Raw genomic sequence first — 19327 nt, 5'->3', positions numbered from 1 at the left:
GCGCGTATAATCGTCGCCCTTTCATCAGGCATTGCTTTTTCGACATGAGCCAATCCAGCGAGCTGATCCAATCCGCCCAACGCACTCTGCGCCTGGAACTCGAGGCCGTAGAGGCCCTTTTGGCGCGCATCGACGACAATTTCGTCAAAGCCTGCGAACTGATTCTGGCCAGCAAGGGCCGGGTCGTCGTGGTCGGCATGGGCAAGTCCGGGCACATCGGCAACAAGATCGCCGCGACCCTGGCCAGCACCGGCACACCGGCGTTTTTCGTGCATCCGGCCGAAGCCAGCCATGGCGACATGGGCATGATCACCCGTGATGATGTCATCCTTGCGCTGTCGAACTCCGGCAGCACCGCCGAAATCGTCACCCTGCTGCCGTTCATCAAGCGCCTTGGCATCAAGCTGATCAGCCTGACCGGCAACCCGGACTCGCCGCTGGCCCAGGCCGCCGAGGTCAACCTTGACGCACGTGTCGAACAAGAGGCCTGCCCGCTGAACCTGGCACCCACCTCCTCCACCACGGCAGCGCTGGTACTGGGCGACGCCTTGGCCATCGCCTTGCTCGAAGCCCGCGGCTTCACCGCCGAGGACTTCGCCTTCTCGCACCCGGGAGGCGCGCTGGGCCGCCGCCTGCTGCTGAAGGTCGAGAACGTGATGCACGCCGGCGACGACCTGCCTCAAGTACCACGCGGCACCCTGCTCAAGGACGCGCTGCTGGAAATGTCCCACAAAGGTTTGGGCATGACCGTGATCGTCGAAGCCGATGGCAAACTGGCCGGGATCTTCACCGACGGTGACCTGCGCCGCAGCCTGGACCGCAATATCGATGTGCACACCACCCTGATCGACCAGGTCATGACCGTTCATGGCAAGACTGCGCGTGCCGACATGCTCGCCGCCGAAGCCCTGAAGATAATGGAAGACCACAAGATCAACGCCCTGGTGGTGGTGGACCGTGAAGACCGCCCGACCGGCGCCCTGAACATGCATGACCTGCTGCGCGCCGGCGTAATGTAAAGGAGCGATGGAATGAACCAGGACCTCATGCAACGCGGCAAAGGCATCAAGCTGGCAGTGTTCGACGTGGACGGCGTGCTCACCGACGGCCGCCTGTACTTCCTCGAGGATGGCAGCGAATTCAAGACGTTCAATACCCTCGACGGCCAGGGCATCAAGATGCTCATGGCCTCGGGCGTGACCACCGCGATCATCAGCGGGCGCAAGACCCCCGTGGTCGAACGCCGGGCCAGGAACCTCGGTATCCCGCACCTCTACCAAGGCCGGGAGGACAAATTGGTGGTGCTTGACGGCCTGCTCGCCGAACTGGGCCTAAGCTATGATCAAGTGGCTTACCTGGGCGACGACCTGCCCGACCTGCCGGTGATTCGCCGGGTGGCTCTGGGCATGGCCGTAGCCAACGCCGCACCGTTCGTACGCCAGCACGCCCACGGCGTGACCCAGGCACGTGGCGGCGAAGGCGCGGCCCGTGAATTCTGCGAAATGATCATGCAGGCCCAGGGCACCCTGGACGCTGCCAACGCCAACTACCTGTAAGGCTGCCCATGCTCAGCAAGAAAGCCCGAAACATTGCGCTGCTCGGGGCGATAGCCGCCCTGTTGGTAGCCATTGGCTACTGGAATGTCAGCCCGGAGAGCTTCCTCGACAAGCCCGTGGCCCAGGTCGACGAAAGCGCCATCGATTACTACGCGATCAACGCCCACAGCGTGCAGTTCCTGCCCGACGGCAAGCTGCAATACGAAATGACCGCCGACAGGATCGAACACCTCAAGACCAGCGAAATCACCCAAGTGACCACACCGGACCTGCACCTGTACCGCGGCACCGAGTACCCGTGGCATGTGCAGAGCACGCGCGCCGAGGTCAATCCTGACGGTACCGAGGTCGAACTGATCGACAAGGTGCGGATTGCCCGCACCGATGAAAAGCAGCGTGAAACCATCATCACCAGCTCACGCATGACCGTGTTCCCGCAGAAGCAATATGCGCAGACCGAGCAAGCCGTTAGAATCGACGGCGCCGGAGGCACCACTACGGGCAAAGGCATGAAAGCGTATTTGAAAGAAGGCAAGATGGACTTGCTCTCTAACGTAAGAGGACAGTATGAGGCTCGTTAAAACCCTCCCCCTTTTGCTCAGCCTGAGCGCAGCACTGGGAAGCGCGAGCGCCCTCGCCCTGCCGAACGACCGTGACCAGCCTATCCGCATCCAGGCCGACAACGCTCACCTGGATGACAAGCAAGGCGTGGCCACTTACACCGGCGACGTGATCATCACTCAGGGTTCTATGATGATCAAAGGCAACACCGTGACCATTACCCGCTCCGCCTCTGGCGATATCGACGTAGTGACCTCGGTGGGCAACCTGGCCTACTTCGAGCAGCAGCAGAGCGCAGCCAAGCCGGACAAGATGAAAGGCTGGGGCGTAACCATCCAGTACCAGTCGCAGAAGGACTTGGTCATTCTCACCGACCGCGCCAAGGTCGAGAGCGAAGGCAATACCACCGAAGGCGAAAAGATCGTCTACAACACCCAGACCCAGGTGGCGACCGCCGGTCGCGGTGGCAATGTGACAACACCCCGTCAGCGCATCGACATGGTGATCCAGCCCAAGAAGAAGGCCGAGTAAATGGCAACCCTCAAAGCCCAGCACCTGGCAAAGAGCTACAAGGGGCGGCAGGTAGTACGTGATGTCAGCCTGTCTATCGACAGCGGCCAGATCGTCGGCCTGCTCGGCCCCAACGGCGCCGGCAAGACCACTTGCTTCTACATGATTGTTGGGCTGGTCCAGGCCGAACAGGGCCGCGTACTGATCGACAACCTCGATGTCAGCCACCAGCCGATGCACGGCCGCGCCCGCGCCGGAATCGGCTACCTGCCGCAGGAAGCCTCGATCTTCCGCAAGCTATCGGTCGCCGACAACATCATGGCCATCCTCGAGACCCGCAAGGACCTCGACCGGGACGGCCGCCGCAAAGAGCTGGAAAGCCTGCTGCAGGAGTTCCACATCAGCCACATCCGTGACAACCTCGGCATGAGCCTGTCCGGCGGTGAACGCCGCCGCGTCGAAATCGCGCGCGCCCTGGCGACCGCACCCAAGTTCATCCTGCTGGACGAACCGTTCGCCGGTGTCGACCCGATTTCGGTCGGCGACATCAAGCAGATCATCCACCACCTCAAGGCCAAAGGTATCGGCGTACTGATTACCGACCACAACGTGCGTGAAACCCTGGATATCTGCGAAACCGCTTATATCGTCAACGATGGCCGACTGATCGCCGAAGGCGACGCTGAAACCATCCTGGCAAACGACCTGGTCAAAGAAGTTTACCTGGGTCACGAGTTCCGCCTCTGACCCGGCACGCGCCTGAAGTACTGGCAAACAGCCCTGAAACTGCAGGTAAAGTTGTTACGGTACTCTAGGCAAACGCTACAATTTAAGGCATAAAACTTGCTTGATCTGGCGCTTCGGCGCCCTCGTGTAGTGGATGGCGCATGCGCGCCGGCGAACAAGGTATTAAGCCCCTGCCATGAAACCATCGCTCGTCCTAAAAATGGGCCAGCAACTGACGATGACACCTCAGTTGCAACAGGCCATCCGCCTGCTCCAGCTCTCTACCCTGGACCTCCAACAGGAAATCCAGGAAGCGCTGGAGTCGAACCCGATGCTCGAACGTCAGGAAGACGGCGAAGACTTCGACAACAGCGACCCGATGGCCGACAACGCCGAGAACAAGCCGGCCGCCGAAGTTCAGGACAACAGTTTCCAGGAAAGCACCGTCAGCGCCGACAACCTGGAAGACGGTGAGTGGAGCGAGCGCATCCCCAACGAGCTCCCGGTCGATACCGCCTGGGAAGACATCTACCAGACCAGCGCCAGCAGCCTGCCGAGCAACGATGACGACGAATGGGACTTCACCACGCGCACATCGGCCGGCGAAAGCCTGCAAAGCCACCTGCTGTGGCAGTTGAACCTGGCACCGATGTCCGACACCGATCGCTTGATTGCCGTGACCCTGATCGACAGCATCAACGGCCAGGGCTACCTGGAAGACACACTCGAAGAAATCTGCGCCGGTTTCGACCCCGAGCTGGATATCGAACTGGACGAGGTCGAAGCCGTACTGCACCGCATCCAGCAGTTCGAGCCGGCTGGCGTTGGCGCCCGCAACCTGGGCGAATGCCTGTTGCTGCAACTGCGCCAGCTGCCCGCTACAACCCCGTGGATGACCGAAGCCAAGCGCCTGGTCACCGATTTCATCGACCTGCTCGGCAGCCGTGACTACAGCCAGCTGATGCGGCGGATGAAAATCAAGGAAGACGAGCTGCGCCAGGTCATCGAACTGGTGCAAAGCCTTAACCCGCGCCCTGGTTCGCAGATCGAGTCCAGCGAGCCCGAGTACGTGGTGCCCGACGTCATCGTGCGCAAGGACAGCGACCGTTGGCTGGTAGAACTGAACCAGGAAGCCATCCCACGCCTGCGCGTCAACCCACAATACGCCGGCTTCGTCCGCCGTGCCGACACCAGCGCCGACAACACCTTCATGCGCAACCAGCTGCAGGAAGCGCGCTGGTTCATCAAGAGCCTGCAAAGCCGTAACGAAACCCTGATGAAGGTTGCCACGCAGATCGTCGAGCACCAACGCGGCTTCCTCGACCACGGCGACGAAGCAATGAAGCCGTTGGTGCTGCATGACATTGCCGAAGCCGTAGGCATGCACGAATCGACCATTTCGCGGGTTACCACGCAGAAATACATGCACACCCCGCGTGGCATCTACGAACTGAAATACTTTTTCTCCAGCCATGTCAGCACCTCCGAAGGCGGAGAATGCTCGTCCACGGCGATCCGCGCGATCATCAAGAAACTGGTTGCGGCGGAAAATCAGAAAAAGCCATTGAGTGACAGCAAGATCGCTGGTTTACTGGAGGCACAAGGCATCCAGGTAGCCCGTCGCACCGTCGCCAAGTACCGCGAGTCCCTCGGCATCGCACCGTCGAGCGAACGCAAGCGACTGATGTAGCCCCTGAGATGTGCCACAGCGTTTTCGTGGCAGGTGCAAGACCTGCCTCTTTATGCACGGGCAACAAAGGAGAAGCTGTATGCAAGTCAATATCAGTGGACAGCATGTAGAAGTCACCCAGCCACTGCGCGATTACGTGCTTGAAAAGCTCGCCCGCGTGGAGAGTCACTTCGACAAGATCACCAACGTGCAGGTAATCATGAAAGTCGAGAAGCTTCAGCAGAAGGTCGAGGCGACCCTGCAGATTCCCGGCGGTGAAGTGGTAGCCAACGCCGAACACGAAGACATGTATGCAGCGATCGACGCCCTGGCCGACAAGCTCGACCGCCAACTGAAAAAACACAAGGAAAAACAGCAAAGCCTGCTGCAAGGTGCAGCTGCCCGCTGATCCCCCTCATCCATGATCCGACTTGAAACCATCCTGACCCCCGGCCGTTCCCTCGTGAACGTGCCGGGCGGCAGCAAGAAGCGCGCCCTGGAAAAGGTCGCCACTGTCATCGCCGACCAAGTGCCAGAACTGGAGATGCAGGACGTCTTCGAAAAACTGGTAGCCCGGGAAAAGCTCGGTTCTACCGGTTTTGGCAATGGCATCGCCATCCCGCACTGCCGGCTTGAAGGATGCTCCGCGCCTGTCAGCGCCCTGCTGCACCTGGAAGCGCCTATCGATTACGACGCCATCGATGGCGCGCCGGTGGACCTGCTGTTTGTGCTGCTGGTGCCCGAAGCGGCCACCGATGCCCACCTTGAACTTCTGCGTCAGATCGCCAGCATGCTCGATCGCAAGGAGGTCCGTGATCGACTGCGTGCGGCCACCAGCAACGAGGCCCTGTTCCAGGTTGTCCTGGACGTACAGAACGAGCACTGAACATGCGCCTGATCATCGTCAGCGGCCGGTCCGGCTCCGGCAAGAGCACCGCCCTCGATGTCCTGGAAGACAGCGGTTTCTATTGCATCGACAATCTGCCCGCCGGGCTACTGCCGCAGTTGGCGGAAAATGCACTGATCAACACCGAATTGCTGCAGCCCAAGGTGGCGGTTTCGATCGACGCGCGCAACCTGCCCAGCCACCTGATGCGTTTTCCCGAGCTGCTTGAAGAAGCCCGCGCCCGGCACATCCAGTGCGACGTGTTGTACCTGGATGCCGATGAAGAGGTCCTTCTCAAGCGTTTCTCGGAAACCCGCAGGCGGCACCCCCTGACCAACGCCAACCGCTCGCTCGCGGAAGCGATCCGCGTGGAAAGCGACTTGTTGGGGCCCATTGCCGACCTGGCCGACCTGAAGATCGACACCACCAATCTGAACCTGTACCAGTTGCGTGACTCGATCAAGCTGCGCCTGCTCAACCAGCCCGAGCCTGGCACAGCGTTTCTGGTCGAGTCGTTCGGCTTCAAGCGGGGCATGCCGGTCGACGCCGACCTGGTTTTTGACGTGCGCTGCCTGCCCAACCCCTACTGGAAACCGGAACTGCGTGAGCACTCGGGCCTCGATCAACCCGTGATCGACTACCTGGCCGCACAACCGGATGTCGAAGACATGTACAACGACATCTCCAGCTACCTGCTCAAATGGTTGCCCCGCTTCGCTGCCAGCAACCGCGCCTACGTAACCATTGCCATCGGCTGCACTGGCGGACATCACCGTTCGGTGTACATCACCGAGCGCCTTGGTCGACAGCTGCAGCAAACCCTGAAAAACGTCCAGGTCCGCCATCGCGACCTCTAGCCCAAGGATCCGCCCCAGATGCCCGCCCGCGAAATCACCATCATCAACAAGCTGGGTCTGCATGCCCGGGCGGCAGCCAAGTTCGTCGGTGTGGCCGGCCGCTTCCCCTGCCAGGTACGGGTGGGTCGCGCCCCGGACAAGCTGGTGGATGGCAAGAGCATCATGGCGGTGATGATGCTGGCCGCAGGCAAAGGCACCCAGGTGCACCTGCATACCGAGGGCGAGCAGGACAGCGACGCCATGGACGCACTGGTCGAGCTGATCAACAATTTCTTTGACGAAGGCGAATAGGCCTCGCAAACCTGCGCTTGCACCAGGTCAGGACATCGCGGTATCCATCACCATCATCAGACAGAAGCCTGTACACAGCCCAAGGCTGGCCAGACGATGATGGCCGTTGCTGCGCGATTCGGGGATGATTTCCTGGGTGACCACCAGCAACATCGCCCCCGCTGCACAGGCCAGCCCCAGCGGCAGCAGCAGTTCGGCAACATTCACCAGCCAGGCACAGATCAACGCCGCCAGCGGCTCGACCAAGCCTGAGGCTGCGCCGATCAGGAAGGCCTTGAAGCGCGGCATGCCCGCCCCTGCCAGCACCAGCGCGATCACCAGCCCCTCAGGCACATCCTGCAAGGCAATGCCCATGGCCAGGCTGTCGGCGTCGGCCATTCCACCCCCGGCCGACACACCAATGGCCATACCTTCGGGGATGTTGTGGGCAATGATGGCAATCACGAAAAGCCAGATGCGCGCTGCAATCACCGGTTGGTTTGCCGTGCCCACCAGCGCTTCCGGCGAAGCCCAGGAAACCTTGAGGTCGACCAGGAACAGGCACAACGCCCCGAACATCAGGCCAAAACTGACCAGGCCACCTGCCCCCCAAGGGCTGAAACCAATAGACTGAGCCGCCGCCAGGCCCGGCATGATCAGGGAAAACGCGGTGGCCGCCAGCATCACGCCAGCACCGAAGCCCAACAGCGTATCCGCCAGCGCCACGGGCATATTGCGAATGACCAGTACCGGTACTGCGCCCAGAGCCGTACCCAGTGCGCATAAAGCACCGCCCTCCAGGGCGCGCAGTATGCGCGGGTCGAGATCTAGCCAGGCGAGGCCGCGCGCCACCAATAACGCGGCGCCAGCCAGCAAAAGCAAAGTCCCAAGCGCCAGGCGGAACAGGCGCACACTGCTGACAGACATCACCTCAGAGCGCATACCGGTCCGACTCACTTCAGGGCTTCAAGGTAACGACGTTCAACTTCCACCCAGTCAATGACGTTGTAGAAGGCACCGATGTATTCCGGACGACGGTTCTGGTACTTGAGGTAGTACGCGTGCTCCCACACGTCCAGGCCCAGGATCGGCGCATTGCCGTGCATCAGCGGGCTGTCCTGGTTGCCGCTACTCTCCACCATCAAGGTTTTTTGCGGCGTCACGCTGAGCCAGGCCCAACCGCTGCCGAAGCGGGTCAACGCGGCTTTGGTGAAAGCCTCCTTGAAAGCCTCGAAGCCGCCAAGTTGTGCAGTGACGGCTTGCGCCAGCTGGCCCACAGGCTCGCCACCGCCCTGAGGCGACATGACAGTCCAGAACAGGCTGTGGTTGGCGTGACCACCGCCGTGGTTGGTCACGGCGCCACGCAGGTTTTCCGGCAGTTGCTTGACGGCAGCGACCAGTTTTTCCACCGGCCATTCGGCCCACTCGGTACCTTCGAGGGCGGCGTTGAGGCCGTTCACGTAGGTCTGGTGATGCTTGGTGTGGTGGATTTCCATTGTCTGGGCATCAATGTGTGGTTCCAGCGCATCGTAGGCGTATGGCAATGCAGGCAAGGTATGGGGCATGTCAATGAATTCCGTAGGCATGGTTTCTGGGTGCCACATCCGGTAAGGCAGCGAGCTCGCTGGCCCCGGCGCTGTGGCGGTTGAGCAAGCGCTCGGTACGCGGGTACTGGCCATACTCGGCAATGAAACTCAGCAGCTCGGTGTAAGTGCGCGCACTGTGGCGCAAGGCTGCATCACGCAGCCCCTGAGGCAGGCGCACTTCCTGGCAGGCCTGCAGCAGTCGCTGGTGAGCAGCGCACAGGTAGTCGGCGCTTTCATGCGGCTGGTCAAGGCGCAGGTGCAGGTCAGCCAGGTTGTGGTGGGCGATGACGAATGCAGCCACCGCTTCGTCCACGTCATGCCAGCGCTCGAACAGCACCTGGGCCAACGCCAAGGCTTGCAGGTAGTGTTCCCGGGCGTCCACCAGCTCGCCTTGTTCGAATAGGCGGTTGGCGGTTTCCGTGGTGCGTTTCCAGTGCTGCATGGTTGTCTCCTGGGCGGGGACGCAGGGTCAGATACCGCCGGCGGTGAGTTTTTCCGGGTCCAGCAGCGCTTCAAGCTGGTCGCGGGACAGGTCGGTGTGCTCAAGCGCCACATCGATGATTGGACGACCCTGCTTGTAGGCGGTCTTGGCGATTTCGGCGGCCTTGAGGTAGCCGATGATCGGATTCAACGCCGTGACCAGAATCGGGTTGCGGGCTAGGGCTTCCTTGAGTTTGTCTTCGTTGACCTTGAAGCTGGCGATGGCTTTGTCGGCCAGCAAGCGGCTGACATTGGCCATCAGCTCGATGCTTTCCAGCAGGTTGCGGGCGATCACCGGCAGCATCACGTTCAGCTCGAAGTTACCGGCTTGGCCTGCGACGGCGATGGTAGCGTCGTTGCCAATCACTTGGGCGGAGACCATGGCAGTGGCCTCCGGGATCACCGGGTTGACCTTGCCTGGCATGATCGAAGAGCCCGGCTGCAGAGCTTGCAGCTCGATTTCGCCCAGACCGGCCAGCGGGCCGGAGTTCATCCAGCGCAGATCGTTGGCGATTTTCATCAACGCCACCGCGGTGGTCTTGAGCTGGCCCGACAAAGCCACGGCAGTGTCCTGCGAGCCGATCAGGGCGAACAGGTTCTGGCCGGGCGTGAACTCGACCTTGGTCAGGCCACTGAGCTGGCGAGCGAAACCGACAGCGAACTGCGGATGGGCATTGATGCCGGTACCCACGGCGGTTCCGCCCTGGGCCAGCGCCTGCAAGTGCGGCAGTATCCCTTCGATGTGCGCCTTGGCAGCATTGATCTGCGCAGCCCAGCCATCCAGCACCTGGCTCATGCGCACGGGCATCGCGTCCATCAGGTGAGTACGACCGGTCTTCACGTATTGATGTACTTGTGCCGACTTGACCTCAATCGCCTGTACCAGGTGCGCCAGGGCTGGCAGCAACTGCTCGTGCAGGGCCAGCGCGGCGCTGACGTGGATGGTGGTCGGAATGATGTCATTGCTGCTCTGGCCACAGTTGACGTGGTCATTGGCATTGACCGCCTCACCCAGTACATGGGTAGCCAAGGTGGCGATCACCTCGTTGGCGTTCATGTTCGAACTGGTGCCAGAACCTGTCTGGAACACATCCACCGGGAAGTGCTGGATGAAGTCCTCGGCCAGCAGTTGCTCAACAGCCTTGACGATAGCCTGGCCCTGCCCGGCAGACAGTTGCTCCAGTTCGACGTTGGCCTTGGCCGCAGCGGCCTTGGCCAGCAACAAGGCACGAATGAACTGGGCCGGCATACGCTGGCCGCTGATCGGGAAGTTGTCGACCGCGCGCTGGGTCTGGGCGCCGTAGAGGGCCTGGGCCGGCACCTGCAGCTCACCCATGCTGTCACGCTCGATACGGGTATCACTCATCATCAAATCCTTGCATCAGTTCATCGGGAGAAATCGAAGGCAGCAGACGGCAATTGGCCAACTGCAGGGCATAGGGTTGCCAGCGTTGGTTCTGTTCCTGGCGGTCGAGGTTGCGCAGGTCCAGCAGAGGGCGCCACGCCTGATCCAGGCACAGGCAACGCCAATGCCAGGGGAGCATGCGATCGCAGGCGGTATCCAGCAGCAGGCGAAACGCTGTCAGCGCCACCGTCCATGGCGAGGTTTCGGTGCAGCACACCAGATAGCGGCCTTCGGCCAGGTAATGCTCGATCAGGCGCGGCTCGTCGGGGTCGAGCGCACAGCGAATGCGCCGGCTGAGCCAGCGCCAGTTTTCCAGGTAGGGCAGTTCGCGGAGGACGGATTTCATGAACATCATCGCCGGGTTACTGGATAATGATATTCATTATTAAGTGATAAACAGAATCACTTCAAGGAAAAGGTGATGAAATAAAAACCCGGCGCGAGGGCCGGGTCTTCGGATTTGCAGGGAAAGGTGTAGTGCTGTGCCGGCCTCTTCGCGGGTGAACCCGCTCCTACAACGGCCTGTGTCCAACCCCGATGTACGTCCACCACCGTGTAGGAGCGGGTTTACCCGCGAAAGGGCCGGCGCAGGCTAAAGATCAGCTACCAGCAACGGTCATACGCTCGATCAACACCGAGCCCGTATGAATGTTGCTACGGGTTTCAAGATCGCTACCGATCGCGACAATCTGCTGGAACATGTCCTTCATGTTTCCGGCGATGGTGACTTCCTGTACGGCATGCTGAATCTCGCCATTCTCGACCCAGAACCCCGCCGCACCACGGGAATAGTCCCCCGTCACCATGTTCAAGCCATGCCCCATCAGTTCGGTCACCAGCAGCCCGCGCCCCATGCGGCGAATCAGCGCGGCCTGATCTTCGACACCGTGGCTGACGAACAGGTTGTGCACGCCACCGGAATTGGCCGTACTCGGCAAACCCAGCTTGCGCCCTGAATAGGTACCCAGCAAGTACGACACCAGCTCGCCTTTGTCGACAAACGGTTTGGCATAGGTGGCCAGGCCATCACCGTCGAAGGCAGCGCTGCCCAACGCGCGCGGAATATGCGGGCGTTCGTCGAGGGTCAGCCAGGAAGGGAACAGGCGCTGGCCAATGGTACCCTCCAGGAACGACGACTTGCGGTACAGATTGCCGCCGGAAATGGCCGACAGGAAGCTGCCGAACAGGCCTCCGGCCAATTCGGCCGAGAACAGCACCGGCACCTCGCAAGTCGGCACCGGCCGGGCGCCAAGGCGGCTGGCGGCACGCTGGGCAGCGCGCAGGCCGATGCTGCTCGGGTCGGCCAGCAGGTTGCCCTGGCGGTTCACGTCGTACCAGTAGTCACGCTGCATCTGCCCGTCGCCTTCGGCAATCATCACGCAGCTCAGGCTGTGCCGGGTCGAGGCGTAACCACCGATGAACCCATGGCTGTTGCCATACACGCGGCAGCCCTGGTGGGTATTGAGGGTGGTGCCATCGGCGTTGAGGATGCGCGGGTCGGCGTCGAACGCCGCCGCCTCGCAGGCCAGGGCCATTTCGATGGCCTTCTCGGGCTCGATATCCCAGTCGTGGTACAGGTCCAGATCCGGGATTTCACGCGCCATCAGCGCTGCGTCGGCCAAGCCCGAGCATTCATCCTCGGAGGTATGCCTGGCAATTGCCAACGCTGCGGCGACGGTCTCGCGAATCGCCTCCGGTCCACTGGCCGAGGTGCTGGCCGAACCTTTGCGCTGGCCAACATAAAGGGTGATACCAAAGCCCTGGTCGCGGTTGAACTCGACCGTTTCGACCTCACGCTGGCGTACGGTGGTGGACAGCCCTTGCTCCAGCGACACCGCCACTTCGCAGGCACTGGCCCCCTGACGACGCGCCTCGGCGATGATCGCCTCGACCTGTTCCTGCAATGCTGGCAGGTCTTTCGGACCTACGCTCTGGACTGCACTCATGGTTCTCTCCACTCAAATTCTGCGTTCGGCTTGGGGTCATTCTACGACCGGGCCGGACAAGCGGCCCCCGACTGGTTATCATGGCGGCGATTTCTAGCGGACTGCCACCATGGTTGATTCAAACGACGACGCCTTCGACGGCGAAAAAAGCAAAACCCAGATCAAGCGCGAACTGCATGCGCTGGTCGAACTCGGCGAGCGGCTTACCACGCTCAAGGCCGATACCTTGGCGCGCCTGCCTTTGACCGACGAGCTGCGCAAGGCACTGGCCGAGGCCAGCAAGCACACCGCTCATGGCGCCCGTAAACGCCACATGTCGTTCGTCGGCAAGCTCATGCGCGTGCAAGACCTCGATGCCATCCATGCCTTGCTCGAACAGATGGACAGCTCGACTCGCCAGTACAACGAACGTTTCCACAGCCTGGAGCGCTGGCGTGACCGGTTGATCGACGGTAACGACGAAGACCTCGAGCGCTTCGTCAACGAGTATCCCGACACCGACCGCCAGCAGCTGCGCTCGCTGGTGCGCCATGCCCAGCACGAGAAGGCGCGGAACAAGCCGCCTGCCGCCGCGCGCAAGGTGTTCAAGTACATCCGCGACCTCGACGAGTTGCAGCGCGGGTTGCGCTGACGGACTGGGGCCCTGTGGGAGCGGACGTGCCCGCTCCTGCAAAGGCCCCCGAAACCATCAAGCCCCGGTACCGCCCACGGTAATCGCATCCAGTTTCAAGGTAGGTTGCCCCACCCCGACCGGCACCGACTGCCCGTCCTTTCCGCACGTTCCTACCCCGCTGTCCAGTGCCAGGTCGTTACCGACCATCGAAACCCGGCTCATCGCCTCGGGACCATTGCCGATAAGGGTTGCGCCCTTCACTGGCGCGGTAATCTTGCCGTCTTCGATCAGGTAGGCCTCACTGGTGGAGAACACGAACTTGCCGCTGGTGATATCCACCTGCCCACCACCGAGGTTGGCGCAGTAGATACCCTTCTTCACCGACGCGATGATCTCCTGTGGGTCGCTTTCGCCGGCTCGCATGTAGGTGTTGGTCATGCGAGGCATCGGCAGGTGCGCGTAGGATTCACGGCGCCCGTTGCCGGTCACGGCCATGCCCATCAGGCGCGCGTTCAGCTTGTCCTGCATGTACCCCTTGAGCACGCCATTCTCGATCAGCGTGGTGCACTCGGTCGGGGTACCTTCGTCGTCCACGCTCAACGAGCCGCGGCGGCCTTCGAGGGTGCCATCGTCGACGATGGTGCACAGGCTCGACGCCACTTTTTCGCCAATGCGGCCACTGAACGCCGAACTGCCCTTGCGGTTGAAGTCGCCTTCCAGGCCATGACCGACCGCTTCGTGCAACAGCACGCCCGACCAGCCCGAGCCCAGCACAACCGGCAAGGTACCGGCCGGTGCCGGGATCGCTTCCAGATTCACCAGGGCCTGGCGCAGGGCCTCGCGGGCATAGCCCATCACCCGCTCTTCGGTGAAGTAGCGGTAATCGGTACGCCCGCCACCGCCCTGCCCGCCACGTTCGCGACGGCCATTCTGCTCGACGATGACGCTGACATTGAAGCGCACCAGCGGGCGTACGTCGGCGGCCAGGCTGCCATCGGCCGCGGCAATCAGAATGCGTTCCCAGACCCCGGCCATGCTCACGCTGACTTGCTGAATGCGCGGGTCCAGGGCACGAGTGGCGGCATCGACACGCTTAAGCAGCTCGACCTTTTCGGCACGGCTGAGCACGTCCAGCGGGTTGTCCGCGGTATACAGGGCGGCCACTTCCTGGCTGCGGAAGGCTTGCACCGTGCCGTTTTGCCCGGCCCGGGAAATCGAACGGGCGGCACGGGCTGCCGAGGTCAGCGCTTCGAGGTTGATCGCGTTGCTGTAGGCGAAGCCGGTTTTTTCGCCGGACTGGGCACGCACGCCCACGCCCTGGTCGAGGTTGAAGCTGCCCTCTTTGACGATGCCGTCTTCCAGCGCCCAGGTTTCCGAGATCTGGCCCTGGAAATACAGGTCGGCGGCATCGATGCCGGGGCCAGCCAACTCACCCAGCACGCTCTGCAGGCTGTCCAGGGTCAAGCCGCCTGGGGCCAGGAGCTGCTCACTGACGGTGGATAACATCTGGCTCATAGTCACTCCGAGGTATGCGCAGGCCGCAACGCGCCCTGCGAAAAAAAGCGCCGGTGCGATACCACCGGCATGCGCGTCCGAATGGACGCTTGTTCTTCAATGTCGCGCTCGGCAAGCAGTACCGCTTCACCTTGCGCCTGTTCTGCGAGAATGCGCCCCCAAGGGTCGACGATCGCCGCATGGCCATGGGTCTCCCGTGGGCCAGGGTGGGCTCCGCCCTGTGCCGCAGCCAGCAGGTAACACTGGGTTTCGATGGCCCTGGCACGCACCAGCACCTCCCAATGTGCTGCGCCGGTCACTGCAGTAAAAGCTGCCGGTGCGGTGATCAGCTCCGCGCCGGCCGCGCGCAGCGCGCTGTAAAGTTCGGGAAAGCGCAGGTCGTAACACACGCTCAGCCCCAGCCGACCGACCGGCGTATCAGCCACCACCACCTGAGCACCCTGTGCGTAGTCATCCGACTCGCGGTAACGGCCCCGGTTGTCGGCCACGTCCACATCAAACAAGTGCAGCTTGTCATACCTTGCCGCCACCTCGCCGTGTTCATCGACCAGCAGCGAGCACGCATGGGCCTTGGCATCGGGCTGGCCGAACGGTGGCAAGGGCAAAGTACCGGCAACAATCCATAACTTGAGGTCGCGGGCGGTGCGTTTCAACCACGGCAGAATGGGCCCTTCCCCCAAGGCTTCGGCACGACCGATGGCAGCCGCGTCCTTGCGCCCCATGGCGGCAAAGTTTTCCGGCAGCACCGCCAGCCGTGCGCCGCCCAGCGCGGCCTGCTCCAACAGGGCGCCGGCACGCTGCAGGTTGGTCTGCACGTCGTCCTGGCTGACCATCTGGATTACCGCTGCCTTCATGGGTACTCCTAGCGGGATTTCTCGAAAGGTTTCACAAATGTGATTCTAGGCTCTTTCCACGGCCCTTCGACACGGTAGTGCACGCTGGCAAAGCGTGACACGCGGTCACCGATCAGCCGATCGACCAGGAACAGCGCACCGCCCACCGCCGGCGCGCCGACGATCAACGCCGCCAGCGGCAGGTTGTTGGTCACCGGCAGGCTCACCTGCAAGTCAGCATCGACCCGGTCCCTGACCATGTCCAGCGTGCCGTCGAGCTCGAAGTTGCTCGACGGGCCGGTCACGGTAATCGGTTCGCGGGTCACGTACACGCCACTGCTGGCCACCAGCAAGCCCTTGACCCGGTCATAGGCCAGGCCCTTGTCAAACAGGTCGGAAAAGTCCAGACGCAGGCGCCGGCCAATCGAGTTGAAGTTGAGCAGGCCGAACACCCGCAGTGCCTGTGCGCTGCCTTCGACCTCGACGAACTGGCCGGTGCGCAGCGCCGCATCCATGCTGCCCGAGAAGCGCTTCAGGCCCACTGCGGCCGGCGAACCCGGCCAGCGGCCATCCACGTCCAGGCGGAAGTCGCGGCTGGTCACCGTCGGGGCAAAGCCCCAGGCGCTGAGCACATCCGCCAGGTTCTTGCCGTCAAGGCGCCCTTTGTACCAGCTGCTGGTTTTGCCCGTTTCCCCCTCCCAGCCACCACCGCCATCGATGCGCAACCCCTTGAGGTCGAGGTCGATATCACTGGCAGTAACGCCACGTGGGGTCGGCCGCAGCTTGATCGCGGCGCTGCCGTAAAGATCGTCACCGCGATAGAGCTTGTCGATGCTCAGGTCCAGTGCCGGGACTTTGCGCGGATCGAACGAGGCCAGCGGGTCGGGGCCGTCTTCAGCCTGCTGTTCAGCGGCGCTGGCGGCAGGCAGCCGCAAGGTCTGCATGCGCACGACCATCGGCGCGCCCTTGGCATCCGGAACGCGTGCGTTACCGATGACTTCCTTGCTGTCGAGGCGCAAATCCCAGGCCGGGCCGCCCCGGGCCAGGCGCACCACGGCCTGGTTCAGGTCCATGCCGAAGGCTTTCAACTGGCCGATGCTCAGGTCGACGCTTTGCAGGTTCTGCCGCGCGCTGCCACCGGGGTCGTCCCCAGCCAGCCGGCCCGCCTGCTCTTGCCAGGGGGCCAGGTCCAGGGTCTCCAGGCGCCCGCGCACCCTCAGCCCCTGGCTGGCAGGTACCCGGGCGTCGCCTGTGCCCAGCACTAGCTCGCCACGGCCCTGGGTCAAGTTTTCAGCCGGTGCAGCATAGGCAAAACGGGCAAGGTCGGCGTAGGCAGCATCGAATTGCCGCTCCGGGCCCTGAAGGCTCATGCTGAAACGGCTGTCGCGGGTATCTGCTGCCGCTTTGCCGAACGGAGCCGGCAGGTCGATGGCCAGCCCCTTGAGGCTGGAAGTGACACTCAGGCGGTTGTCCCGGCTCCCCAGACTGAGCTGCAACTGATAGGGCAGGTCACCGGAGGCCGGCAAGGCCTGCTTGAACTGCAACCAGTCAGTCAGCGCCTTGAGCGATACCTGGCCATTGGCATTGATGCGGGTCTGCATCTGCCCAGCCTGACCTTCAGCGGATATTCGAGCCGTTACCGGCTTGCCGAAGGCCTGTAGGCTGATGCCTTTGCCACTCAGGCCCTTGTCGAAATCGAAGCTGAAGTCTCCCTTCAGGCGGCTCAACTCCAGGCTTGGCGGAGCAACTTTCAGGCGCGCATCGCTGGTGGCGAAGTCCACCTGCACTTTTGGGCGCTGCCCATGGGCCAGCGGGATATCGAGCTTGACCTTGCCCTTCAGCGGCCCCTCACCTTCCCAGCCGGCGAAAATTTCACCGGTGCCGATTGGCGCTTCCTTGAGAATCTTCAGGCCATCACCCAGGCTACCGTCGAAGTCGCCATCCAGGTAGAGATGGCTGTGCTGGTCGCCGTCGACATGCGGGATATCGACATTCACATCGCTGACCTTGGTGTCGAGCAGCACGCCTCGCTGAGCCTTGATGCGCACGCCACTGTCCTCGATGAACACATCGCCATCGACATGCTGCACCTGTGGCCAACCGGGCTGGAAGTCCAGCGCGGCGTCATGCACCTTGAAGAACAGGCTGATGCTGCGCGCTTGCGGGGATGCGCCATGGTTCAGAGAGCCCTGATACTGGAAGTAGCCTTCATCCACAGCGCCTTTGACGATAGCGCTGCGCAGCCACTCGTCGAGGGCCGGGCTGAGCACCTCGGGCAGATACTTGGCAGTAAAGCGGCCATCGCCTTCGGTCAGGCCGACGCGCAGGTCCATGTAGTCCTCGCGGCCTTCCTCGAACAACAGGCGAATCAGGAAGTCACCGGCGATCTTGCCCTCCTCGCCCAGCACCTTGAGGTAGGGCGCAATCAGGGTGAAACCGTCTTTGTCCAAGGTCCAGGTCAAGCGCGCATTCGCCTTCTGGTAATGCCAGGGCTTGGCGAAGATCGGGTACAGATGCAGCATGAACGCATCGGTATCCAGGCGCAGTTCGCCGTGGCCCAGGTCACCACTGATGCTGCCACTGACGTTACCGGCCGCCGGGGCGTTGTGATAAGCATCGAAGCCTACCTTCTCCAGGTTGGCTGCGAACTGCAGGCGCTGGTCACCCTCGGCCTTGGGCCTGGCCTCGAGGCGCACATTGCGCAACGCACCGGTCACCTTCAAGCCATCGACCACATCCTTGACCTTGTCCGGCAGGGGGGCCAGGGCATCGATCAGCGGAGTCAGCGGGGTGAGGTCGAGGCGGTCGGCCTGTAACTGCCAGCTTTCATCAGCTGCGCTCTGGCCAGGGCGCTGCTGCAACTGCAGGTGAGACTCCCAGCGGGCCTTGCCGAGGTCCATGGCCAAGGAGTCGACGACCACATCGAAGCCTTGCTCCCGGCGCTGGAACCAGGCGCCCAAAGCCAGGTTATTCAGGTTGGCAGCCTTGCGCCCGGCATAGGCCCCCTCCAGCCTGGGTGCATTGAGCCTTACGACGGCCCGTTGCAACTGCCCCTTGCCCCAGCCGATCCAGACCTCACCGCCTGCCCGCAGGGTGTCAGCATGCCACTGCCCCAACACCCTAGGCGGCAACCAATGTGCCCAGTCACTTTGCGGCAGGCTCACATAGGCTTCTACCTCGCCATCACGCCAGGCCTCGGCCGACATACGGCTGTTCAGGCTCAACGCCAGGGGCTGGCCGTCAGGCAGGGTCGCACGCAAATCCAGGGCCTGGCGTTTAGCACCCGCCTGCAGGCCGGCACTCACATATGTCAGGGTCAGTGGGTCGCGCTGCCAGGGGTGCAGGGTGACCAGACTGTCGAACACATCGATGCGCCCCAGCTGGCGCAGGCGCTGCAGCAAGTCGGCAGGGTCCAGCGGCGCGTCGTCCTTCTTCGGCAGGCCTTCCAGGCTCCAGGCGCCCTGCTCGTTCTCGCGAAGGATCAGTTGCAGTCCGCCCAGCTGGATGCGCGCCAGGCGCACTTCGCGGGCGGTGAGGCTGGCCCAGATGTCGGGCACCACCATGACGTCATCCAGCCGGAGCGCCTTGGCGCCTTCGCCCAATTGCAGGTCGCGCACCCGCAGCACAGGGGCCAGTCCGCTCCAGTGCCCTTCCAGGGCACCGACATGCACGGGCAGGCCCAGTGCCTGCTCGGCCTTGCTTTCTACGTCGGCACGGTACTCGGCTACCAGCGGCACCAGTTCCCGACCAAGGCTGACATACAGCGCCACCAATACGGCCAGCAGGGCACATATACCCAACCCCCAGCGGGTCAGAGCAACAAGAACGCGGTTCAGACGTCCCATGGCCATGGCCCTCCAAGTCGTTTATCCATGATGGCCCGTCGTGCCGGTTTTGCCAGCGCGCCGATGCAG

The 19327-nt window shown here is 62.5% G+C and carries 20 protein-coding genes; 11 read left to right on the top strand and 9 right to left on the bottom strand.

Features of this window, described 5'->3' with window-relative positions; genetic code table 11:
• Positions 1–44 precede the first annotated feature (44 nt).
• From ACI7M0_RS04900 to ACI7M0_RS04855, 10 genes are all read left to right on the top strand, one after another.
• Positions 45–1019, top strand: coding sequence for an SIS domain-containing protein (locus ACI7M0_RS04900; RefSeq protein WP_010952149.1), 975 nt, complete (start codon positions 45–47; stop codon positions 1017–1019).
• Between the two features lie 12 nt (positions 1020–1031).
• Entirely contained in the window at positions 1032–1556 is a 525-nt protein-coding gene (locus tag ACI7M0_RS04895; RefSeq protein ID WP_014589828.1) for an HAD family hydrolase, read from the top strand.
• 8 nt (positions 1557–1564) lie between these two features.
• Positions 1565–2137 carry an LPS export ABC transporter periplasmic protein LptC gene (gene lptC / locus ACI7M0_RS04890; RefSeq protein ID WP_019438078.1) on the top strand — a complete coding sequence of 191 codons (573 nt, stop codon included), beginning with the start codon at positions 1565–1567 and terminating at the stop codon, positions 2135–2137.
• Entirely contained in the window at positions 2124–2648 is a 525-nt protein-coding gene (lptA, locus tag ACI7M0_RS04885) for a lipopolysaccharide transport periplasmic protein LptA (RefSeq protein WP_003255131.1), read from the top strand. The genes lptC and lptA overlap by 14 nt, the downstream gene beginning before the upstream one ends.
• Positions 2649–3374 (top strand): LPS export ABC transporter ATP-binding protein, encoded by a 726-nt coding sequence (gene lptB, locus ACI7M0_RS04880; RefSeq protein WP_003255132.1) that lies wholly within the window; start codon positions 2649–2651, stop codon positions 3372–3374. It begins immediately after the preceding gene.
• A gap of 175 nt (positions 3375–3549) precedes the next feature.
• Positions 3550–5043: an RNA polymerase factor sigma-54 gene (locus ACI7M0_RS04875; protein WP_003255133.1), complete on the top strand. Its 1494-nt coding sequence runs from the start codon at positions 3550–3552 to the stop codon at positions 5041–5043.
• 79 nt (positions 5044–5122) lie between these two features.
• On the top strand, positions 5123–5431 hold the full coding sequence (gene hpf / locus ACI7M0_RS04870; RefSeq protein WP_003255135.1) for a ribosome hibernation-promoting factor, HPF/YfiA family: 309 nt from the start codon (positions 5123–5125) through the stop codon (positions 5429–5431).
• A gap of 12 nt (positions 5432–5443) precedes the next feature.
• Positions 5444–5908 carry a PTS IIA-like nitrogen regulatory protein PtsN gene (gene ptsN, locus ACI7M0_RS04865; protein WP_003255137.1) on the top strand — a complete coding sequence of 155 codons (465 nt, stop codon included), beginning with the start codon at positions 5444–5446 and terminating at the stop codon, positions 5906–5908.
• A gap of 2 nt (positions 5909–5910) precedes the next feature.
• Positions 5911–6765, top strand: coding sequence for an RNase adapter RapZ (rapZ, locus tag ACI7M0_RS04860; protein ID WP_010952145.1), 855 nt, complete (start codon positions 5911–5913; stop codon positions 6763–6765).
• A gap of 18 nt (positions 6766–6783) precedes the next feature.
• Positions 6784–7056 (top strand): HPr family phosphocarrier protein, encoded by a 273-nt coding sequence (locus ACI7M0_RS04855; protein WP_010952144.1) that lies wholly within the window; start codon positions 6784–6786, stop codon positions 7054–7056.
• Between the two features lie 27 nt (positions 7057–7083).
• Here ACI7M0_RS04855 and ACI7M0_RS04850 read toward each other — a convergent pair whose 3' ends face one another.
• The 6 genes from ACI7M0_RS04850 to pmbA form a co-directional block, all read right to left on the bottom strand.
• Complete coding sequence (locus ACI7M0_RS04850; RefSeq protein ID WP_104960857.1) at positions 7084–7977, bottom strand: ZIP family metal transporter; 894 nt, start codon at positions 7975–7977, stop codon at positions 7084–7086.
• An 11-nt stretch (positions 7978–7988) separates the two neighbouring features.
• On the bottom strand, positions 7989–8600 hold the full coding sequence (locus ACI7M0_RS04845; RefSeq protein WP_014589823.1) for a superoxide dismutase: 612 nt from the start codon (positions 8598–8600) through the stop codon (positions 7989–7991).
• A 1-nt stretch (position 8601) separates the two neighbouring features.
• On the bottom strand, positions 8602–9063 hold the full coding sequence (locus tag ACI7M0_RS04840) for a hypothetical protein (RefSeq protein ID WP_129932323.1): 462 nt from the start codon (positions 9061–9063) through the stop codon (positions 8602–8604).
• Between the two features lie 27 nt (positions 9064–9090).
• Positions 9091–10467: a lyase family protein gene (locus tag ACI7M0_RS04835; protein ID WP_129932322.1), complete on the bottom strand. Its 1377-nt coding sequence runs from the start codon at positions 10465–10467 to the stop codon at positions 9091–9093.
• Positions 10460–10861, bottom strand: coding sequence for a hypothetical protein (locus tag ACI7M0_RS04830; protein ID WP_012051310.1), 402 nt, complete (start codon positions 10859–10861; stop codon positions 10460–10462). The genes ACI7M0_RS04835 and ACI7M0_RS04830 overlap by 8 nt, the downstream gene beginning before the upstream one ends.
• 244 nt (positions 10862–11105) lie before the next feature.
• Positions 11106–12452, bottom strand: coding sequence for a metalloprotease PmbA (gene pmbA / locus ACI7M0_RS04825; protein WP_014589820.1), 1347 nt, complete (start codon positions 12450–12452; stop codon positions 11106–11108).
• A gap of 109 nt (positions 12453–12561) precedes the next feature.
• Between pmbA and yjgA the strand changes: the two genes are divergently transcribed.
• On the top strand, positions 12562–13083 hold the full coding sequence (gene yjgA, locus ACI7M0_RS04820) for a ribosome biogenesis factor YjgA (RefSeq protein ID WP_003255152.1): 522 nt from the start codon (positions 12562–12564) through the stop codon (positions 13081–13083).
• Between the two features lie 57 nt (positions 13084–13140).
• On the opposite strand, the gene tldD is transcribed toward yjgA, so the two are convergent.
• The 3 genes from tldD to ACI7M0_RS04805 are packed head-to-tail and all read right to left on the bottom strand — an operon-like array spanning position 13141 to position 19264.
• Positions 13141–14580 carry a metalloprotease TldD gene (gene tldD, locus ACI7M0_RS04815; RefSeq protein ID WP_003255154.1) on the bottom strand — a complete coding sequence of 480 codons (1440 nt, stop codon included), beginning with the start codon at positions 14578–14580 and terminating at the stop codon, positions 13141–13143.
• A 2-nt stretch (positions 14581–14582) separates the two neighbouring features.
• Positions 14583–15434: a carbon-nitrogen hydrolase family protein gene (locus ACI7M0_RS04810; protein WP_014589818.1), complete on the bottom strand. Its 852-nt coding sequence runs from the start codon at positions 15432–15434 to the stop codon at positions 14583–14585.
• An 8-nt stretch (positions 15435–15442) separates the two neighbouring features.
• A complete protein-coding gene (locus ACI7M0_RS04805) occupies positions 15443–19264 on the bottom strand; it encodes a YhdP family protein (RefSeq protein ID WP_129932321.1) in 3822 nt (1273 codons plus the stop codon).
• Positions 19265–19327 lie beyond the last annotated feature (63 nt).

This window comes from Pseudomonas sp. 10(2024) (genome assembly GCF_045164175.1).
Taxonomy (GTDB): Bacteria; Pseudomonadota; Gammaproteobacteria; order Pseudomonadales; family Pseudomonadaceae; genus Aquipseudomonas; species Aquipseudomonas alloputida.
The sequence above is the reverse complement of the archived record's forward strand: the minus strand, read 5'-3'. Positions and strand labels throughout refer to the sequence as shown.